Genomic DNA, 19,816 nt, shown 5'->3' on the forward strand with positions numbered 1-19,816 from the left:
ATACGCCATGACCCAGAGAACTGCCCTGGACGTTGCCAGCAACGCCCGGCTTGGAAAACTGCATTACACCCTACTGTTCTGGTGCGCCTTCATCATGCTGTTCGATGGCTACGACCTGGTCATCTATGGCTCGGTGGTGCCGCAACTGATGCAGGCCTGGTCATTGCAACCGGTGGTCGCCGGCTGGATGGGCAGCGCCGCGCTGTTCGGCATGATGGTCGGCGCCGTACTGGTCGGTCCGCTGGCCGACCGGCTGGGCCGGCGCCGGGTGGTGCTGTGCGCCATCGGCGCTGCCAGCCTGTTCAGCCTGGCCACGGCACTGGCCTGGGATGCGCTCAGCTTCGCCACCCTGCGCTTTCTCACCGGTGTTGGCCTGGGCGGCGCAATACCCAACATCGTGGCACTGATGAATGACCTGGCGCCGACGGCGCGGCGCAGCCGCATGACGACGATCATGCTCAGCTTCTACTCCATCGGCGCCATGGCCTCTGCCTTGGTGGCTATGCTGATCATTCCGCGCTGGGGCTGGCAGGCCACCTTCCTGATCGGCGGCCTGCCGCTGTTGTGCCTGCCGTGGATGGCCAGGCAACTGCCCGAATCGCTGCATTTCCTGCTGGAGAACGATACGCACGCGGCTCGCCGTCTGCTCGAACAGCTCGACCCCACTGTGGGCAGCGCTGAGGTGCTGTTAGAGGCGCCAGCACGTACGTCGGGCGCCGCACCTCTGTCGCGGCTATTTGCCGAAGGTCGCGCGGTGAGTACGGTGTTCCTGTGGCTGGGCTTCGGCCTGTGCATGCTGATGGTCTACGGGCTCAACACCTGGCTGCCGAAGATCATGGTGGCCGGCGGCTTCCCTCTGGGCTCGAGCCTGATGTTCCTGGTGACCTTGAACGTCGGCGCCACCCTCGGCGCTCTCGGCGGCGGTTGGCTGGCCGATCGCTGGGGCTGCCGGGCGACCTTGATGCTGTTCTTCCTGATGGCGGTGGTGTCGCTGTGCACCTTGGGCATCAAGCCCGGCCCGCTGCTGCTCAACCTGATGCTGCTGGTGGCCGGCGCCACCACCATCGGTGCACTCGCGGTGATGCATGTCCTGGCGGCGCAACAATACCCCAGCGAGATCCGCGCCACCGGCGTGAGCTGGTGCTCGGCCATCGGCCGCTTCGGCGCGGTGGCCGGCCCCGCCCTGGGCGGCCTGATGCTCAGCCTGAACCTGCCGCTGCAGCTCAACTTCCTGCTTTGCGCACTGCCTGGCCTGGCTGCCATAGTCGCCATTGCCATGATTCGCCCGCTTGATCACGTTCGCACCGCACCTCACGTGCGGTCCGCGTCCACCCATTCCTGACTGCAAAGGAGCCTACCCGTGAGTCAATCCACCCCATCGCCCTACACCGACCTGAACCTGCTGCCGATTGCCGGCACTTGGCGCGAAGGTCGCACCGATCAGTGGCTACAGGTGAGCGACCCGTACAACGGCCAAGCACTGCTGCAGATCAAGCAGGCCGACCGCCAGGACCTGGACGAGGCCTACCGGGCCGCTGAGCGGGCGCAAGTCGAATGGGCCGCCACCGGTCCGGCCCAGCGCGCCGCCATCCTGCAGCGCGCCGTGCAGATCTTCGACGCGCGCCGTGAGGAAATCATCGACTGGATCATCCGCGAGTCGGGCAGCACGCGGATCAAGGCGCAGATCGAATGGGGTGCCGCGCGCGGCATCACCCAGGAGTCGGCGTCCTTTCCGGCGCGAGTGCATGGACGCATCCTGCCGTCCAACGTGCCGGGCAAGGAAAACCGCGTGTACCGCGAGCCGCTGGGGGTGGTCGGGGTCATCAGCCCGTGGAACTTCCCCTTCCACCTGACCCAGCGCTCGGTCGCCCCGGCGCTGGCGCTGGGCAATGCGGTGGTGATCAAGCCGGCCAGCGACACGCCGGTAACCGGCGGCCTGCTGGCGGCACGCATCTTCGAGGAAGCCGGAGTGCCGCCCGGGGTGATCAGTGTATTGGTCGGCCCCGGCGCGCAGATCGGCGATGCCTTCGTCGAACACCCGGTGCCCAAGTTCATCTCCTTCACCGGCTCCACGCCGGTGGGCGCCAACATCGGCCGCCTGGCCAGCGGCGGTCGTCACCTCAAGCACGTGGCGCTGGAGTTGGGCGGTAACAGCCCGTTCGTGGTGCTGGCCGACGCCGACCTGGAACAGGCCGTGGCAGCCGCCGTAATGGGCAAGTTCCTGCACCAGGGGCAGATCTGCATGGCGATCAACCGCATCATCGTCGAAGACGCGCTCTATGCACCCTTCGTCGAACGCTATGCCGAGCGGGTCAAGGCCCTGCAGGTGGGCGACCCGAGCGATCCAGCCACCGTGGTGGGGCCGGTGATCAACCAGAAGCAGTTGCAAGGCTTGCTCGACAAGATCGCCAAGGCCCGCCAGGAAGGTGCGCGGGTGGTGGTCGAGGGCCAGGTGCAGGGCCAGGTACTGCCGCCCCATGTGTTCGCCGACGTCACCGCCGACATGGAAATCGCCCGTGAGGAAATCTTCGGGCCGCTGGTGGGCATCCAGCGCGCACGCGACGAGGCGCACGCTTTAACGCTGGCCAACGACAGCGAGTTCGGCCTGTCCAGCGCGGTGTTCAGCGGCGATCTGGAGCGCGCCACGCGATTTGCGCGGCGGATCAAGGCAGGCATGACCCATGTCAACGACATCCCGGTCAACGACGAGGCCCACGCGCCGTTCGGCGGCGAAAAGAACTCGGGGCTGGGGCGCTTCAACGGCGAGTGGGCCATCGAGGAATTCACCACCGACCACTGGATCAGCGTGCAATCGACACCGCGCACCTATCCGTTCTGATCACCACGCGCCGGGCCAGGGTGTCCGGCGCTGTTCGTTGTGCAGAGGAGACTGTAGATGAAGGTTGCAATCGTCGGCGCAGGCGCCATGGGTGGACTGTTCGGCGCGCGCCTGGCCCTGGGCGGCCACGATGTCACGCTGGTCGAGGCGTCGCAGGCGCTGATCGAGGCAGTACAGCAGCACGGCCTGCGGCTGGTGACCCTGGCGGGCGAACAGCGCGTTCGACTGCCCATCGGCCGGGCCGCCGCGATCAGCGGATCGTTCGACCTGCTGGTGATCTTCACCAAGGGTTTTCATACGGCGGCGGCCATCGCGTCGGTGCGCCACTTGGTCGGCCCAACGACCTGGGCGCTGTCGGTACAGAACGGGCTGGGCAACGCGCAGCTCATCGCCTCGGTGGTGCCTGCCGAGCGGGTGATCGTCGGCATGACCAACCTGCCGGCCGACGTGATCGAGCCCGGCGTGGTGCACAGCGAAGGCGAGGGTCATGTGACGCTCTGGTCGAACGACGGTGCCGACAGCCCAACCCTGCACGAGGTCGCCAGCGCCCTGGACAACGCGGGCCTGCCCTGCCGCGCCGACCCACAGGTGCAGGTCGCCATCTGGGAAAAAGTCGCCTTCAACGCCGTGCTCAACGCGGTGTGCGCGGTCACGCGTCAGACCGTGGGTGCCGTGGGCGCCTGCGACTCGGGTCGCCGTCTGAGCGCCAGCATCGTCGGCGAAACCGTGGCCGTGGCCCGCGCAGCGGGCATCGAGGTCGATGAAGGGCGGGTGATCGGGGCACTCGAACACGCCTTTGCCCATCACCACACGCACAAGCCCTCGATGCTTCAGGACCTGGAAGCCGGTCGCAGGACCGAGATCGACTTCATCAACGGCGCCGTGGTCGCTCGCGCGGAAGCGCTGGGGGTGCAGACGCCGGTGTTGCGCACGCTGCTCGACCTGGTCAAGCTGAGCGAAACGGTGGCCTGACCCGCGGTCGACGCCGCACCGCAGCACGATCCATCGATCTGACTGATGATCACTATCGAACGGCCTGCTTATGGAGCAGGCCGCAAGCCCTCCTATAATCGCCTTCCATTTTCCCCCGCCTCACTCGCCTGCCCCAGGCGACCTCTTCTTGGAATCTGCATCATGCCAAGCCCGAACTCGGCCCATCAGGGCCGCCCCGAACATGCGCAACAAAGCCTGCTCCAGCAATGGCTGGCGATCCTCTCTGTTGCCGTCGGCGCCTTTGCCCTGGTGACCAGCGAATTCCTCCCGGTCGGTGTCCTCAACGATGTCGCCGCCGACCTGGGTATCAGCGCCGGTCACGCCGGGCTGATGGTCACCCTGCCCGGCATCATGGCTGCCCTCGCTGCGCCGTTGCTGTCGGTGAGCATCGGCGCGCTGGATCGCCGCTACCTGCTGGTAGGCCTGACGTTCAACATGATCGTGGCCAACGCCGTGGTGGCCTACGCCAGCGATTTCAATCTGCTGCTGCTCGGCCGCGTGCTGCTGGGCATCAGCATCGGCGGCTTCTGGGCCACCGCCATCGCCTTGAGCGGACGTCTGGCGCCACGGGGCGTCGGCGTCGGTCAGGCGAACTCGATCATCATGGCCGGCGTGACCCTCGCCACCGTACTGGGGGTGCCGGTGGGCACCTGGCTCAGCGGCCTGATGGGCTGGCGCATGACCTTCCTGGTCACAGCGCTGGTGGGCGTGCCGGTGCTGCTGGCCCAGGTGTTCCTGCTGCCACGGCTGACCCCGGAAAAGGCCATTCGGGTCAGCGACCTGCCGGCCCTGTTCCTCAATCCTTTGGCCCGGGTGGGCCTGATCGCCGTGCTGCTGATCGGCCTGGCGCATTTCGCCGCCTACACCTACGTCGCACCGTTCTTCAAGGAACGCGCCGGCTTCGACGGGCCGACCATCGGCTCGCTGCTGCTGCTCTACGGTGTGGCCGGAGTGATCGGCAACCTGTTCGCCGGCTATGCTGCCAGTCGCAGCGTGCGCTACACCCTGCTGCTGGTGGCCCTGCTGATCGGCACCAGTACCGCGCTGTTCCCCACCTTTGCCACCAGCCTGACCGGTGCGCTGATGCTGATTGCCCTGTGGGGGTTCGCCTTTGGCGCGTTTCCAGCCTGCGCCAACATCTGGATGTTCGTGGTCGCGCCCAAGGACGTGGAGCGCGGCATGCCGCTGTTCGTGGCGATGTTCCAGGTCATCATCGCCCTGGGTTCGTTCTTCGGTGGGCGCATCGTCGATCAGTTCGGCAGCCCGATGCTGCTGAGCCTGGCCACGGCACTGGTCGGCTGCGGCTTCGTCACCGTGCTGGTGCTTGGGCGCCACGTGAGCAACAGCGCTGCCACGCAACCTGCTTGAACGGCCTGGATCACGCAATAATTCACTCTTCTGAGCGCTAGGGACGGCACACAGAGGCGATGGATCTCAAATCCACACCACTCTTAGCAAGCCATGCGCGCTGCGCCCACGTATGATTGGATCCAATAAATTGGAGCCTCGTGCATGCAAGCCTTGGAGATGGACTATCGATCTGGCGAACACATCGCCAGCCACTGTCACGCCGAAGATCAACTGCTCTACGCCGCCTGCGGCGTGATGCGCGTGAGCAGTGAACGCGGCAACTGGGTGATTCCCGGCGGCCACGCCTTGTGGGTGCCGGCCGGGGTCAGCCACGCCCTGCACATGCAAGGTGCGGTGTGCCTGCGGACCTTGCTGCTCGACGGCCAGGCCGAGCGCTGCCAACTGATCGTGGTATCGGGGCTGCTGCGCGAGCTGATCCTCGCCGCTTCGCGCATGCTCGGCGCGCAGGAAGGCGAACATGTGCGGGCGCTGATCCGCCGTGAACTGGCCCATGCCCGGCGCGTCGAAGGGTTCGTGGCGATGCCCGAGCATGCCCGTCTGCGCGCCTGGTGCGAGCGCTTCCTCGAAGAGCCTTCCCAAGAACTGAGCCTCGAGGCTTGTGGTGCGCAGTTGAACATGAGCGCCCGTAACGTGGCGCGGCTGTTTCAGCGCGAGTTGGGCATGTCCTGCGGCGAATGGCGCGCGCGGGCGCGGGTCATGCTCAGTCAGCAGCACCTGGCCGCTGGCAGGCCGATCCTGGCCGTGGCGCTGGAGCATGGCTATCAGAGCGCCAGCGCCTTTGCCGCCATGTTCAAACGCATTCTCGGGCATGCACCCAGCGACTGGCAGCTTGGTGTGCTGGGCGGTGCGCAGGCGCAGGATCGCTGAGCCCCAGGTTGTCCTTAGCACGCGCGGACTTGTCCCGTTGGCGACAGCACCCTGGGGGTCGGGCTCCTTAAGCTTGCAGCACGACCTTTCAAGCGACCGATGCGATGTTTCCACCTTTTCCCTTGCGCTACCCTGCCCGCTGCGGGCTGACCCTTGGCGCGCTCGTCCTGCTCGCCGCCTGCGCCGGGCCACCTGCGCCGCAAGACCCGCCTGCCGTGATACCGGACGGGCCATTGCGTGATCTGCCAGCCGGTCTTGAGCAACGCCCGTTGCCCGAACGCTGGTGGGCGCTGTTCGACGATGCGCAGCTCAACCGCTGGGTCGAGCAGGCCCTGGCGCACAACCAGGACCTGGCCCAGGCCGAAGCCAACGTCCAGGCCCTGCTGGCAGGCATTGGCGAAATCGACTCAAGACGCTGGCCGTCGACCGAGCTGACCCTGGGCGCCACCTACGGCAAGCGCAGCGACGAGCAGACCCTGGCCGAGGTCAACGACCGCCACGCGCCGAGCCAGTGGCAGTTCAGCCCCGGCATCGAACTGGCTTACCAGCTCGACCTGTGGGGCCAAGTGCAGGCCAGCCTGCAACGGGCACGCGCCCAGGCCCAGGCCGGCCGCGCCGCCCTCGAACAGGTGCGCTTGCAAGTGGCCACCCAGACGACCCGCGCCTACCTCGACCACTGCGTGGCCAGCGCCAGCCTGGTCCAGGCCCGGCAGTCCCTGGACTCGCTCGAACGCAGCGTGCGCCTGAGCGAGCGCCAAGTGCAGGCCGGCGTGACCACCCAACTGGACAGCGAGCGGCTGCTGGGCCTGCGCGAGCAGGTGCGCGCGCACATGCCGATGCTCGAAGCCCGGCAGCAGATCGCCCGCTTCGAGCTGGCCTTGCTCAGCGGCCAGGCCGATGCCCGCCCGCTCGATCGCTGCACGGTCATTCCCACGCTGTCCGCACCCTTGCCCGTGGGCGATGGCTGGCACCTGCTGCAACGTCGCCCCGACGTGCGTCAGGCCGAGCGCGAACTGCGCGCTGCCAGGCTGCAGATCGACATCGCCCAGGCCGACCTGTATCCGCAGGTGAGCTTCGGCGCCGCATTCACCGCCGCCGACTCACACCCGCATCGGCTCGGCAGCAGCCGCGCCATGACCTTCGCCATCGGCCCGCTGATCAGTTGGCAGTTTCCCAACCTCAAGGCCAACCGCGCCCGCCTCGACAAGGCCCGGGCGCTGGCCGACGGCCAAGTGGCGCACTACCGCAGCGTGGCGTTGGCCGCCCTCAAGGACGTGCGTGAGGCGCTGGCTCGCTACGACGGCGACCGACGCCACGTGCAGGGGCTGGATGCGGCGCTGCAGCACAGCCAGCGCGGCTACGCCCTGGCTGACGCCGGTTACCGCGCCGGCAGCCTGGACGGCCTCGCCCTGCTCGACAGCGAACGCGAGCTGATCACCCTGCGCGCCACGCAAGTGCTGGCGCGCGGTCGCCTGGCCCAGGCCCAGGTCAACCTGTTCCGCGCCCTTGGCGGGCGCTGGCAAACCACCGAAATGGACGTGCGACCATGAACACTGCCGTAACCCCTGACGATGCGCTTGCCACTGCCCATGCCAAGCGTCAGGCCGCCCGTCGCCGCCTGTTCTGGGCCGGCGCGGCCGGCCTGGCGGGCCTCGCCGTGCTGGCCTACGGCGGCCACTGGTGGAGCACCGGACGTTATCTGGAAACCACCGACGATGCCTACGTGCGCGCCGACTGGGTGGCCCTGAGCCCACGGGTGGCCGGCTATGTGGCCGAGGTCATGGTCGAAGACGACCAGCCGGTGCACGCCGGCGACGTGCTGGTCAAGCTGCGCAGCGACGATTACCGCGCCCGTCTCGACCAGGCGCAGGCGGCGGTGACGCAAGCGCAGGCCGCGCTGAACGTCGCCAAGGCCAGACAGCAGATCGCCGCCGAGGGCATCCATCAGCAGCGCGAGGCGATCCTCAAGGCCGAGGCCACGCAACGCAGTGCCGCCGCCGAACGTCGCCGCAGTGCGTTGGACCTCACGCGCTATCGTGGCTTGGTGCGCGACCACGCCGCGACCGCCCAGCGCCTGGAAAGCGCCCGTGCCAGTGCGGACCAGGCCGAGGCCAACTGGCAAGGCGCGCAGGCGGCGTGGCGCGAGGCGCGCTCGACCCTGGCCATGGTCCAGGCGCGCGCCACCGAGGCGGGCGCAGTGCTCGAGCAGCAGCAGGCGGCGCTGGTCCAGGCCCAGGCGCGGCAGACGCTGGCCGAGCAGGACGCGCAGGACACGCTGATCCGCGCGCCCATCGCCGGGGTGGTCGGCCAGCGCCGCGTGCGTGCCGGTCAATACGTGGTGCCGGGCCAACCGCTGCTGGCAGTGGTGCCGGTGCAGCAGGCCTACGTGGTGGCCAACTACAAGGAAACCCAATTGGCGCGTATGCGCCCCGGACAACCGGTGCAGATCCGCGTCGACAGCTTTTCCGAGGCGCGCCTGCACGGCCGGGTCGCCAGCTTCTCGCCGGCTTCGGGCAATGTCTTCGCCCTGCTGCCGTCGGACAACGCCACCGGCAACTTCACCAAGATCGTCCAGCGCTTTCCCGTGCGTATCCTGCTCGACAACCCCGCCGAGGGCATCACCCTGTTGCCCGGCATGTCGGTGCTGACCAGCGTCGACACCCGCGCGGAGCCTGGCGATGAGCACTGAACGCACGGTCTCGCTGCGCGCCTGGGTGGCGGTACTGGGCGGGCTGCTGGGCTGCTTCATGGCTGGGATTAACGTGCACGTCACCAGCGCGGCGCTGCCGGAAATCCGCGGCTCGCTGGGCGCCAGCTTCGAGGAAGGCTCGTGGATCTCCACGGCCTACCTGGTGGCGGAAATCGTCATGATTCCGCTGACGGCCTGGCTGGTGGAGGTGTTCGCCCTGCGCCGGGTGATGTGGACCGGCTCGTTCATTTTCCTGCTGGCCTCGGTGGCCTGCTCCTGGGCACCGAACCTGGAGGCGATGATCCTCCTGCGCGTGATCCAGGGCGCCGCGGGGGCGGTGCTGATCCCGCTGTCGTTCCAGTTGATCATCACCGAGCTGCCGCCCAGCCGCATGCCCATGGGCATGGCGCTGTTCAGCCTGGCCAACAGCGTGGCCCAGGCCGCTGGTCCGTCGCTGGGCGGCTGGCTGACGGACGCCTATTCGTGGCGCTGGATCTTCTACCTGCAACTGATTCCCGGGGTGGCGTTGCTGGCAGCCATCGCCTGGTCCATCGACGCCCGTGCGCTGCGCCTGGAGCTGCTGCGCAAGGGCGACTGGCTGGGCATCACGGCGATGGTGCTGGGCCTGGGCGGGCTGCAGATCGTGCTGGAGGAAGGTGGCCGTCTGGACTGGTTCAGTTCCTCCTACATCCTCGGCATGAGCCTGATGGCGGGTATCGCCCTGGTGGTGTTCGTGCTCAGCCAGCTATTGGGCACGCGTGCCTTCATCAACCTGCGGCTGCTGGGGCATTACAACTTCGGCGTGGCCAGCGTGGCGATGTTCATCTTCGGCGCGGCCACCTTCGGGCTGGTGTTCCTGGTGCCCAACTACCTGTCGCAGTTGCAGGGCTTCAGCGCCCGCGACGTGGGCGTGGCGCTGATCGCCTATGGCCTGGTGCAACTGCTGCTGGCGCCGCTGATGCCCAGGCTGATGCAGTGGACCAGCGCCAAGTTCATGGTCGCCAGCGGGTTTCTGATCATGGCGCTGGGCTGCTGGCTGGGTGCGAGCCTCACGGCCGACAGCGCCGACAACGTGATCATCCCCTCGACTGTGGTGCGCGGCATTGGCCAGCCGTTCATCATGGTCGCGCTGTCGGTACTGGCGGTCGCCGGACTGGACAAACGCGAGGCGGGCTCGGCTTCGGCGGTGTTCTCCATGCTGCGCAACCTCGGCGGCGCCATTGGCACGGCGGTGCTGACGCAGATCGTGGCCACCCGCGAGCGGGTGCACAGCGAGCGTATTCATGAGCATGTGACGGTGTTTTCCGCAGGCGTACAAGAGCGGATCGGCCAGCAGACCTGGCTGGCCCATCCGCAGCAGATGCTTGAAATGCTGGCGACGACGGCCCGTCGCGAGGCCTATCTGATGGCCTACAGCGACGCGTTCTTCCTGGCGTGCCTGGCGCTCACCGGCTGCGCGCTGGCTTCGCTGCTGCTGCGCGGTAGACGGGCTGGGAGCGCCTGAAAGGTTGCGATCAGGGCTCAACGTTCAGCGCCCTGCGTTGCTCGTACCCATCAAGCCCGCTCATGGATCACACGCGTACAAAGCCAAGTCCGCCCCTGCCCCTCAGCGCTGCAAACAGCGCTGGTAGCGCCCATCCACCCGTTCGGCGAACCAGGCGGTGGTCAGCGTGCGGGTGATCTTCGGGCTCTGCAGCACGATCCCAGGCAACACCGCGCGCGGCAGCGGCTTACCGGCCTGGGCATCGGCCAGGGCGAACACGCCGCGATACAGCGCGCTGTCTTCCAGCGCCAGGCTGTTTTCCAGCGCCAACTGGCTGCGGATCTGCGGGTTGCGCAGCCCCAGCTTCGTGCCGAGGCGGCGTGCGGCGCGCTCCGTGGTGCCCGGCAGCAACGCGCCCGGGGCGATCAAGTCGCCATCCAGCGCCAGCGCAGTGCCCGTCACCCGGCTCAGCGCCGCCTGAAACGCCGCGTTGCGGCTGGCGTACCAGCCGGCGTTGTAGTCGGCGAAGCGATACAGCGGCCGCTCGTAGTGGGCCGGGTAGCCCAGCAGGTGGGCGATGCCGAAGTACAGGCCGCCACGGCGGGTGAACACCTCCTGACGCAGGCTGCCCTCGTGCGCATAGGGGTAGTCCTGGGCATGACGTTGGGCGAAATCGACGCTGACCTGCATCGGCCCGCCGGTGCGCACCGGGTTGAAACCGCCGAGCAGCGACTCGCCCAACGGCAGGCCGGCGAGGAAGTCGTCGAACAGGGCGCTGAGCTGCCCTTCGCTGCGCACTGCCTGCAAGCGTTGCTGGTACGTCTGGCCATTGGCCGAACGGGTATTGAGCGCACCGTCGACCAGCAGACCGGGAATGTGCAAGCGTGCGGCGCGGCGGTCGATTTCCTCACGGGCAATGCGCCCCAGGTTCGGCACCTGCGGATCGGCGCTGAACGTCGACTCCTGCTCGGTCACCGCCAGCACCGCGCACAGGTTGCTGCGGCTGGGCTCCAGGCGCTGGGCGGCGAAAGCCACCTGAATATCCTCGGCCCAGCCCTGGCGATCCTTGAGCGTGGTGGGCAACAAACGCAGAAGCTCGGCCCGCATCTGGGCAGGATCGGCGCTCGGCGCCTGCTCCCGACGCCCGGCGCAGCCCTGGAGCACGGCCAGCAGCAGTAACGCGCTGGCCAACCACACGCGGTTCAGGAGCGCTCTCCCACCAGGTAGGTTTTGCTGATATGGCGGAACAGCGGATGACTGGCACTGCCCAGCAGCTCGAACAGCACCATCTCGCCGGTGACGATCTGCGCCCCAGCATCGCGCATGCGCGCCAGACCCGCCGCCTTGCTCGCCGGCGTGCGGCTGTCGCAGACATCCTCGACCACGAACACCTGCTTGCCCAGCGCCAGCAGGCCCAATACCGTCTGCAGCACGCAGACGTGGGTTTCCATGCCACAGACGATCACCTGCTCGCGCGCCAGCAGGCTGGGCGGCAGGCAGTCGGCAGCCACGCACGAGAAATGCAGCTTCTGCACCACCTCGGCCTGGGGGGTGGCGGCCTTGAGCTCACTCAGGGTCGGGCCTAGGCCTTTGGGGTACTGCTCGGAGATGACCGTCGGAACATCGAGCTCGGCGCTGGCGGCCAGCAGCCAGCGGGCGCGCTCACGCATGCCCTGCGGGTCGCTCATGGCGCCGATCAGGCGTTCCTGGATATCGACCACGAGCAGCGTGGCCTGGCGGGGATCGATGAGCATGGGGACGGCCCTTGTCCTGAAGAAAGGGCCCAGCCTCCCGCAGGACAAGGGCCGCGTCAATCACGCGGTCAGGCGATGGGGCTCCAAGGCTGCGGTCAGCGTGGCCAGCACGCGGTCCTCATGCTCATGGATGAAGAAGTGCCCACCGGGGAATCGCTCCAGCGAGAACTCGCCCAGGCTTTCCCGGCTCCAGGCCAGCAGTTGCTCCTCGGTGGCGCGGTCGTCCGTGCCGCCGAGCACGTGCAGCGGGCAACGCAGCGGCGCGCGCTGGCGGTAGGCGTAGCGCCCGCACAGCAGAAAATCGGCCCTGAGCACCGGCAAGGTCAGGCTCATCAGCTCCTGGTTGGCCAGCACGTCTTCGGGCGTGCCTTGCAGCTCACGCAGTTCGTCGATCAGCTCGGCGTCGCTTCTGGGCTCGCGCCAGTTGGCACCGTCATAGCCTTCGCGGCGCGTGGGCGCGGCCGTGCCGCAGGCGAACAGCGCCACCGGTGGCGGACAGCCCAGGGCTTGCAGTTCATGGGCCAGCTCGAAGGCCAGCAGCGCACCGAGGCTATGGCCGAGCAACGCATAGGGCGTGCTGGCGGCCAGGCGCTGCTCGTTGGCCAGTTGCCGGGCCAGGCCCTGCATGTCGGTGTGCAAAGGCTCGGCCAGTCGCGCACCGCGCCCCGGCAGCTCGACCGGACGCACCTGCAGCCAGGCCGGCAGCTTGCGCCGCCAGCGGCTGTAGACCATGGCGCTGGCACCGGAGTACGGCAGGCACAGCAGGTTGAGTGCGCTCACCGCTTACTGCGCCGCCGCTTCGGCCATCTTCTGGCGCAGGCTTAGCGGACGCATGTCGGTCCATACCTCGTCGATGTAGGCCAGGCACTCTTTTTTCAGCCCGCTCTTGCCCACAGCGTGCCAGCCGGCGGGAATCGCCTTGTAGTCCGGCCAGATCGAGTACTGCTCCTCATGGTTCATCACAACCTGGAACACGATGTCGTCGCGGTCGAATACGGAAGTCATTGGCAATCTCCTTGGGATGATGGTGGCCCGGTCCTTCTGGACCCAGGGCAGCTCTGAGGGTAACGAAAGCCGCGCGCAGAAAATTATGCCGTGTTGACCGCCACGGTCTGCGGCAAAAATAATCCATCTGTCCGCTGCGGGTGAAATCAGCGCCACGCGAAGGTCTGAAGACTATCCCGCCGACCTAATGCCTGACACGCCCTGGAGACTCTGGTGCCTATCCAAGACCACCCCGAAGACTACAACGACCTCAAGCGCGCCGTCGCCCTGCTCGAGTCGCCTTCGCTCACCGCCAAGCTCTCGGCCTTGATCGGCTCGCCCATCGAAGGCGCGGTCAAGGCCCTGCCCGGCCCGGTGGCCAAGCGCATCAACGGCGCGGTCAAGGCCGCGTTGCACACGTCGGCCGAGGCGGCGCTGTGGAGCCTGGACAACCGTCCGCACACGGCCGCCTCGACGCGCCTGCATAAATTCTACGCCGCCACCTGCGGCGCGCTCGGCGGCGCTTTCGGTGCCCCGGCGCTGTTCGTCGAACTGCCGGTGTCCACCACCTTGATGATGCGCGCCGTCGCGGACGTGGCGCGCAGCGAAGGCTTCGACCTGAGCGAGCTGAGCACCAAGCAGGCGTGCATCGAAGTGTTCGCCTTGGGCGGTCCCAGCGACAGCGACGACGCCGCCGAAACCGGCTACTACCTGACCCGCAGTTTCACCAGCCGCACCTTGCAGCATGTGTCCCGCGAGTTGGCTGAAATCGCCGCCCGCCAGGGCGCCTCGGCGGTCAAGAACCTCAATCCGGCGCAGGCCGGCAAGTGGCTGGCGCTGCTGATCGAGAAAGTCGCCACGCGCTTCGGGGTGACCATTTCCAGCAAGTTCGCCGCCCAGGCCGTGCCGGTCATCGGCGCGGTGACCGGGGCAACGATCAATACCCTGTTCACCCGTTTCTACCAGGACATGGCGCGCGGCCATTTCATCGTCAAGCGACTGGAGGCGCGCTACGGGTTCGATGAGGTCAGGGCGGCGTATACCGCGTTGAGTCAAAGCCGACCACGCACCCATTGAGATTCCCGGCCATACTTGGGAGCGGATCACGGATCAGGGGGCATGGCATGCACGTGGTGGTAGTGGGCGCAGGCGTCATTGGCCTGTCGAGCGCGCTGTACCTGGCGCGGGCCGGGCTCGAGGTCACGCTGGTCGAGCGTAACCAGGACGTGGCGCTGGAAACCAGCTTTGCCAATGGCGGGCAGTTGAGCTACAACAACGTCGCGCCCCTGGCCGACCCGTCGGTGCTGGGCCACCTGCCCCGCTGGCTGTTGTCGCGCGAAGCCCCCCTGCACCTGCGACCGCGCCTGGACCCTCGGCAGTGGCGTTGGTGCCTGGCGTTCCTGCGAGCGTGCCGGGCATCGCGGGTCGAGCAGACCTTCGGCGAAATGCTCAGTCTGTCGTTGCGCAGCCAGACGCTGATGACCGAGCTGCTGCAGCACATCCCCATCGACTTCGACCTGCGCCACAGCGGCAAGCTGATCATCCATCGCAGCGCCGCCTCATTGAGCGCTGCCGCGAGACTGCTCGAACGTCAGCAGGCAGCCGGCGCCCGTCACCAGGTGCTCAGCGCGAGTGAGTGCACCGTACTGGAGCCGGCATTGGCCGCGATGGCTGAACGTCTGGCGGGCGGGATCTTCACGCCAGGGGATGCGGTCGGTAACTGCCGTCTGTTCTGCGAGGGTGTGAAACGGCAATTACAGGGGATGCGCAACGTGCGTTTGCACTTGGGTGAAGCGGTCAGCGGCTTCGAGCGGCGCGGTTCGCGGCTTGCCGCATTGAGGTTGGGCGAGGATCGCCTGCCGGCCGATGGTTTCGTGATCGCCTGCGGTATCGCCAGCGTCCCGTTGGTCAAGCCGCTGGGCATCGACCTGCCGCTCTACCCCCTGCGCGGTTACACCCTGAGCGTGCAGCCGAACGAGAACCTCAGCCTGCCGAAAATCAGCATCACCGATGCCAGCCGCAAGATCCTCTACGCGCCGCTTGGGGATTCGTTGCGCATCGCTGCGATGGTGGATCTGGGCGCACGCACAGCGCACGCCCCCGAGCGCCGCATCGCCCTGCTCAAGCGGCAGGTCGGCGAAGTGTTTCCCGCCCTGGACTTGCGCCAGATCCAAGCCTGGGCGGGCCTGCGCCCGGCCACTGCGCTGGGCAAGCCGATCATCGACCGGGCGCCGGGCCTGGACAACCTGTGGCTCAATGTCGGTCACGGCCCACTGGGTTTCACCCTGGCCTGCGCCAGCGGCGAGGGCCTCGCTCGACTGATCGTCCAGACGCAGCCGCCAGTGGACCTGGCGCCCTTCAGCCTGGCAGCCCATGGCGCGGGCAACTGACGCTCAGGCATGCACCCAGCGCCGATGCAGTCCACGTGCCAGGGCGTCAAGTAAAAAGCCCAGCGCACCGATCAACAGCACCATCGCCATCAGTTCCGAATAGGCCAGGCGGTCGCGGGTGTCGAGGATGAAATAGCCCAGCCCGGCGCTGACGCCAAGCATCTCGCACGGCACCAGCACGATCCACAGGATGCCGATGGCCAAGCGCACGCCCGTCAGCACATGGCCGATCACGCCGGGGACGATCACCTTGCACAGGGTTTCCCAGCGCGTGGCGCTGAGGCTGCGCGACAGTTGCAGCCAACGCGGGTCGAGCTGACGCACCCCCGCCGCCGTGTTGAGCAGGATCGGCCATAGCGCGGCGAAGGCCAGCAGGAAGTAGATTGGCTGATCGCCCACGCCCATCAGCATCACCACCACCGGCATCCACGACAGCGGCGAGATCATGCGCAGGAACTGGAAGGCCGGCGTGGTCGCCGCCTCCAGGTGCCGGTAGCTGCCCACCAGCAGCCCCAGCGGCACGCCGATCAATAACGCCAGCAGCAGGCCGATGAGGATGCGCTTGAGGCTCACCCAGATGTGCCCGTAGACCTCCCCGTGCGCCAGCAACTCGGCAAGGCTGGCCAAGGTGGCCTGGGGTGAGAAACGCGCCGACAAACCATCGGCCTCGCCGAACACCCGCACCCCGGCCCACCACAACAGCAACAACGCCACCAGTCCGGCCAGGCCCAGGGCAGCATGGATCACAGGCTTGCGCATCAGTCCGCGAACTCCTCGCTGCGCTCGAAGCTGTCGGCGATGCCGAACACCGAGGGCCCGCCCACTGCGGCGATGGCGTTGCGCACGAAGCGGTCGTCGACCAGGTCACGGGCCGTCTGCGCAGGATCGAGCGCTGCGAGGAAATCGCTCTGGCCCTCGATCAGGGTGTTTTTCAGGCGCTTGACCAGTTCCTCGGTGTAGCTGGGGAACGGGTACGGCTGGAAGTCGATGCGCCGTTCATCCCACTGCGCATGGCGAATGGCGCCGCTGGCCAGGTAGGCGGCGCGGTCCTCTGCCGAGGGCGCCAGGACCTTGGTCAGCACGGCCGGTTCGTGCGGGGTGTACTTGTTCGGGCCGGCCTTGGACAGCAGCGCAGCCGCCTCGGCGCGGTGCTCGCGGGTCCACTGCTGGGCCTTGACGATGGCGTTGACCACTTTCTGCGACCACTCGGGACGGTTGTTCAGGTCGTGCTCGTGCATGAACACCACGCAGCAGGCATGGTTGCGCCAGACATCGCCGGTGAAGCGCTGCACGCGCCCGACCTTGAGGTTCTCGGCCAGGGCGTTGAACGGTTCGGCAACGATGTAGCCGGCGATGCGCTTGCTCGCCAGGGCCGGTGGCATGTCCGACGGCGGCAGCACCAGCAGGTTCACTTCGTTGGCCGCCAACGCCGCAGTGGCCGGCTTGGAGACCGCGGTAAGGCCGCTGTCGGCGAGCATCTGCTGCAGCACCACGTTGTGAATCGAGTACCAGAACGGAATCGCCACGGTCTTGCCGCCCAGTTGCTTCATGTCGGTGATGTCCGGTGCCACGGTCAGGCCCGAGCCGCCGACATGGTTCCAGGCCACCACCTTGGCCGGCACCTTGCTGCCGTAGCGCGCCCACACGGTCATCGGCGACAGCAGGTGAATCACGTTGACCTGCCCGGAGATGAACGCCTCGATCACCTGCGCCCAACTGCGCAGCAACACCGGACGCTCGGCCTTGATGCCCTCGGCCTCGAACAGGCCATTGTTGTGTGCCACCAGCAGCGGCGTGGCGTCGGTGATCGGCAAATACCCGATGCGCACCGGCGCATCGGGCTCGGCGGCGGCGCGCGCCTGCAGGCTCGCCAGCATCGGCAGGGCGCCGGCGGCAGTGAGCATGGCGCTGAGCTTGATGAAATCGCGACGCGAAGAGGAAGAGCAGCAATCATCCATGCACATGAACGGACTCCGACGACAGGGGTGAGGAAGGATGTGAGGTGGGGCGGCTCGCCTGCCGTAGGGTTTTCAGTATGTCGATGCGCAGCGCGCCCAGTTCCTCGACCCGCTGTGCACGCGGCTGCGGCAGGTCGATGTGCCATTGGCCCAAGGTGCGCGCCGGGCGATTGCCCAGTAGCAGCACGCGGTCCGACAGCAGCAGCGCTTCGTCGATGTCGTGGGTGATCAGCACCGCCGCGGTATTGTGCGTGGCGATCAATTGCAGCAGCAGTTGCTGCATGTCGGCGCGGGTGACTTCGTCGAGCGCCCCGAAGGGTTCGTCGAGCAGCAGCACTTCGGGCTGACGCGCCAGGCAGCGGGCCAACGCGGTGCGCTGGGCCATGCCGCCGGAGAGTTGCGCCGGGTACTGGTTGCGCGCATGGCTCAGGCCCACCGCCTCGATGGCATGGTCGATCCGCGCCCGGCGCTGATCAGCGGCCAGCTTCGGTTGGCGGGCGAAATCCAGGCCAAAGGCGACGTTCTTCTCCAAGCTCAGCCAGGGCAGCAGGCTCGGGTCCTGAAAGGCCACGGCCAGACGCGGGTGCGGTCCTTGCAGCGGCTGGCCATGCAGCGACACGCTGCCGCCGCCAGGCTGCTGCAGCCCCGCCAGCACCCGCAGCAGACTGGACTTGCCAACGCCGCTGGGCCCCAGGATGGTCACCACCTCGCCAGGCGCCAGGCGCAGGTCGAAATGTTCCAGCACCGCCTGCCAGCCGCCGCCGCGCGGGTAGCCCAGGCTGATGGCGCGGGCTTCGAGCAGCACGTCGGTCATACACTGGCCGCCTGGCGCTGCAGCTCGGCGCGCAGTTGCACCAGGCTCGGGGTGACGATCGGCACGAACGCCGACTCGCGCCAGCGGCGGGCGAAGCCTTCGCCATAGGCGGTCAGGTAAGCCTTGCCGCCGCTGGCCTGCAGCTCCATCTGCACAGCATCGGCGGCGCTTTCGGCCAAGGTGATGCGCAGTTTGAACAGCGCCGCGGGCTGGGCCAGGAAACGCCCATCGAGCAGGCCTTGCTTGAGCTCGCCGACGGTATTTTCCAGGCGCTCGCGCAGCACCTGCTCGGCCTCAGCGAGGAACGAGCCACGCCCCTGCAAGTGCTCGCGCACCTCATCCAGGGCACGTCGCGCCAGGCCGATGGACATGCCGCATTGCAGCGCCAGGAACGCCGGGCGCACGCGCGGCAGGAACTCGCGTGCGTTGTCGTGCAGCAGCCAACTGCGGTCCAGTTGCACCTGATGGAACGCCAGCGCAGCCGTGCTGCTCGATTGCAGGCCCATCAGTTGCAGGTCGTCGGAGCGCTCCAGGCCCACGCTGGCGGAGGGAATAGCCATGACGAAGGGTGCCTGGCCCTGTTCGGCCTCGATTGCGGCGGCCACCACGAAACCGCTCTGGCGCAGGTTGGTGACCCAGTGCAGGCGGCCCTCGAGAATCCAGCCATCGGCCTGGGCACGCGCCTGCACCTGCAGGGCCTCGATGCCCGAGAGGAACTTCATGGCGTTGGACAAGCCGGTGGCACCGGCCAATTCACCGCTCAGCAGGTCGGCCAGCAGACGCTCGCGCAGCGCCTCGTTGGGGCTGTGCAACAGGTATTCGATGAAGGCGCGTTGCCCCCAGCAGACGAACGCCGAGGCCAACGAACGGCTGGCGATGGCGGCGATGGCCTCCACCGCATCAGTGACGTCGCCACCGCTGCCGCCCAGCGCCGGCGCGATGCCGACGCGCAGCACCTGCGATTCGGCGATGTGCCCCAGGACCCGGTGCGGGTCGCACTGGCCCTGGTCGATTGCCTCGGCATTGGCATCCAGCCAGTGACGAAATGCAGTATCAAGCATGTCCCTACTCCTTTGATCACGCCGGGTGCCGGCAACGGGCGCGGATTACGCCTCGGGCTGCCAGCGGTATTGGCTCAGTTGGTCGTTGAGCGGCGTTTGGGCGAACACATTAGCAAAGTTGCACAGCGTCGCCAGGCTCACGCCCAAAATGACTTCCAGCGCGTTGCCCTCGGTGAAGCCGGCGTCGCGCAGGGCCTGGTAGGTGGCGTCGCTGACGTTGCCACGGGTGGCGATCACTTCGCGGGTGAATGCGGCCAGGGTTTCGTAGCGCGCATCGGGCAGCTCGCCACGGGCGCGCAGGGCATCGACCACGGCGGGCGGCAGCTTGGCCTTGTTCAGGGCCACGGCAGTATGGCCGGCCACGCAGAAATCGCAGCCGTGATTGGTCGCGGCGATCAACTGCACCACTTCACGCTCGGCCAAGGTCAGCTCGGACTTGCCATTGAGTGCCGACACGGTCACATAGGTTTCCAGCGCCGCCGGGGCGTTGGCCAGGATGCCCAGCAGGTTGGGGATGAAGCCGGAATTCTTCTGCGCGCTCTCGAGGAACGGGCGCGCCGCTTCCGGGGCGCTCTGCAGAGTGTGTAGAGTAATGCGCGAGGACATGGAGGGG

General features: G+C 67.5%; 19 protein-coding genes. 10 read left to right on the forward strand and 9 right to left on the reverse strand.

Annotated features, from left to right (window positions below; translation table 11 throughout):
* The first annotated feature begins 7 nt into the window (after positions 1-7).
* The 8 genes from ACK2SD_RS13820 to ACK2SD_RS13855 all read left to right on the forward strand — a co-directional run bounded on the left by ACK2SD_RS13820 (position 8) and on the right by ACK2SD_RS13855 (position 10,263).
* Positions 8-1,342, forward strand: a complete 1,335-nt coding sequence (locus ACK2SD_RS13820) for an MFS transporter (protein ID WP_412460044.1) — start codon at positions 8-10, stop codon at positions 1,340-1,342.
* 18 nt (positions 1,343-1,360) lie between these two features.
* On the forward strand, positions 1,361-2,839 hold the full coding sequence (locus tag ACK2SD_RS13825; RefSeq protein ID WP_412460045.1) for an aldehyde dehydrogenase family protein: 1,479 nt from the start codon (positions 1,361-1,363) through the stop codon (positions 2,837-2,839).
* 57 nt (positions 2,840-2,896) lie between these two features.
* The gene (locus ACK2SD_RS13830) at positions 2,897-3,811 is read left to right on the forward strand and encodes a ketopantoate reductase family protein (RefSeq protein ID WP_412460046.1); all 915 of its coding nucleotides are present in this window, start codon (positions 2,897-2,899) and stop codon (positions 3,809-3,811) included.
* A gap of 162 nt (positions 3,812-3,973) precedes the next feature.
* Positions 3,974-5,200: an MFS transporter gene (locus tag ACK2SD_RS13835; RefSeq protein ID WP_412460047.1), complete on the forward strand. Its 1,227-nt coding sequence runs from the start codon at positions 3,974-3,976 to the stop codon at positions 5,198-5,200.
* 144 nt (positions 5,201-5,344) lie between these two features.
* Positions 5,345-6,070, forward strand: coding sequence for an AraC family transcriptional regulator (locus tag ACK2SD_RS13840; RefSeq protein ID WP_116888125.1), 726 nt, complete (start codon positions 5,345-5,347; stop codon positions 6,068-6,070).
* Between the two features lie 104 nt (positions 6,071-6,174).
* Positions 6,175-7,620: an efflux transporter outer membrane subunit gene (locus ACK2SD_RS13845; RefSeq protein ID WP_412460048.1), complete on the forward strand. Its 1,446-nt coding sequence runs from the start codon at positions 6,175-6,177 to the stop codon at positions 7,618-7,620.
* Positions 7,617-8,759: an HlyD family secretion protein gene (locus ACK2SD_RS13850; RefSeq protein WP_317870686.1), complete on the forward strand. Its 1,143-nt coding sequence runs from the start codon at positions 7,617-7,619 to the stop codon at positions 8,757-8,759. Before ACK2SD_RS13845 ends, ACK2SD_RS13850 begins: the two co-directional genes overlap by 4 nt.
* Entirely contained in the window at positions 8,749-10,263 is a 1,515-nt protein-coding gene (locus tag ACK2SD_RS13855; protein WP_412460049.1) for a DHA2 family efflux MFS transporter permease subunit, read from the forward strand. Before ACK2SD_RS13850 ends, ACK2SD_RS13855 begins: the two co-directional genes overlap by 11 nt.
* A 102-nt stretch (positions 10,264-10,365) precedes the next feature.
* Here ACK2SD_RS13855 and ACK2SD_RS13860 read toward each other — a convergent pair whose 3' ends face one another.
* The 4 genes from ACK2SD_RS13860 to ACK2SD_RS13875 are packed head-to-tail and all read right to left on the reverse strand — an operon-like array spanning position 10,366 to position 13,001.
* Complete coding sequence (locus tag ACK2SD_RS13860) at positions 10,366-11,448, reverse strand: DUF1615 domain-containing protein (protein ID WP_412462317.1); 1,083 nt, start codon at positions 11,446-11,448, stop codon at positions 10,366-10,368.
* Complete coding sequence (locus ACK2SD_RS13865; RefSeq protein WP_039577469.1) at positions 11,445-11,996, reverse strand: hydrolase; 552 nt, start codon at positions 11,994-11,996, stop codon at positions 11,445-11,447. The genes ACK2SD_RS13860 and ACK2SD_RS13865 overlap by 4 nt, the downstream gene beginning before the upstream one ends.
* Positions 11,997-12,056: 60 nt before the next feature.
* Positions 12,057-12,776 (reverse strand): thioesterase II family protein, encoded by a 720-nt coding sequence (locus ACK2SD_RS13870; protein ID WP_039577466.1) that lies wholly within the window; start codon positions 12,774-12,776, stop codon positions 12,057-12,059.
* A 3-nt stretch (positions 12,777-12,779) separates the two neighbouring features.
* The gene (locus tag ACK2SD_RS13875; protein WP_029614377.1) at positions 12,780-13,001 is read right to left on the reverse strand and encodes an MbtH family protein; all 222 of its coding nucleotides are present in this window, start codon (positions 12,999-13,001) and stop codon (positions 12,780-12,782) included.
* Between the two features lie 201 nt (positions 13,002-13,202).
* Here ACK2SD_RS13875 and ACK2SD_RS13880 point away from each other — a divergent pair, with 201 nt between their 5' ends.
* Both ACK2SD_RS13880 and ACK2SD_RS13885 read left to right on the forward strand, forming a co-directional pair.
* A complete protein-coding gene (locus ACK2SD_RS13880; RefSeq protein WP_052192026.1) occupies positions 13,203-14,057 on the forward strand; it encodes an EcsC family protein in 855 nt (284 codons plus the stop codon).
* 47 nt (positions 14,058-14,104) lie between these two features.
* Complete coding sequence (locus ACK2SD_RS13885) at positions 14,105-15,370, forward strand: D-amino acid dehydrogenase (RefSeq protein ID WP_412460050.1); 1,266 nt, start codon at positions 14,105-14,107, stop codon at positions 15,368-15,370.
* Positions 15,371-15,373: 3 nt separating this feature from the next.
* Here the strand turns inward: ACK2SD_RS13885 and ACK2SD_RS13890 are convergent, their stop codons facing one another.
* Genes ACK2SD_RS13890 through ACK2SD_RS13910 form a run of 5 tightly spaced genes read right to left on the reverse strand, consistent with a single transcriptional unit; the run spans position 15,374 to position 19,809 of the window.
* Complete coding sequence (locus ACK2SD_RS13890) at positions 15,374-16,129, reverse strand: ABC transporter permease (RefSeq protein ID WP_116888118.1); 756 nt, start codon at positions 16,127-16,129, stop codon at positions 15,374-15,376.
* Positions 16,129-17,334 carry an ABC transporter substrate-binding protein gene (locus tag ACK2SD_RS13895; protein ID WP_304485106.1) on the reverse strand — a complete coding sequence of 402 codons (1,206 nt, stop codon included), beginning with the start codon at positions 17,332-17,334 and terminating at the stop codon, positions 16,129-16,131. The genes ACK2SD_RS13890 and ACK2SD_RS13895 overlap by 1 nt, the downstream gene beginning before the upstream one ends.
* The gene (locus tag ACK2SD_RS13900) at positions 17,321-18,142 is read right to left on the reverse strand and encodes an ABC transporter ATP-binding protein (protein WP_412460051.1); all 822 of its coding nucleotides are present in this window, start codon (positions 18,140-18,142) and stop codon (positions 17,321-17,323) included. Before ACK2SD_RS13900 ends, ACK2SD_RS13895 begins: the two co-directional genes overlap by 14 nt.
* Positions 18,139-19,203: an acyl-CoA dehydrogenase family protein gene (locus ACK2SD_RS13905; protein WP_412460052.1), complete on the reverse strand. Its 1,065-nt coding sequence runs from the start codon at positions 19,201-19,203 to the stop codon at positions 18,139-18,141. The genes ACK2SD_RS13900 and ACK2SD_RS13905 overlap by 4 nt, the downstream gene beginning before the upstream one ends.
* A gap of 45 nt (positions 19,204-19,248) precedes the next feature.
* Positions 19,249-19,809 (reverse strand): carboxymuconolactone decarboxylase family protein, encoded by a 561-nt coding sequence (locus ACK2SD_RS13910; protein WP_029614370.1) that lies wholly within the window; start codon positions 19,807-19,809, stop codon positions 19,249-19,251.
* Between the last annotated feature and the right edge of the window lie 7 nt (positions 19,810-19,816).

Source organism: Pseudomonas sp. SC11, assembly GCF_047039205.1.
Classification (GTDB): Bacteria; Pseudomonadota; Gammaproteobacteria; order Pseudomonadales; family Pseudomonadaceae; genus Aquipseudomonas; species Aquipseudomonas boreofloridensis.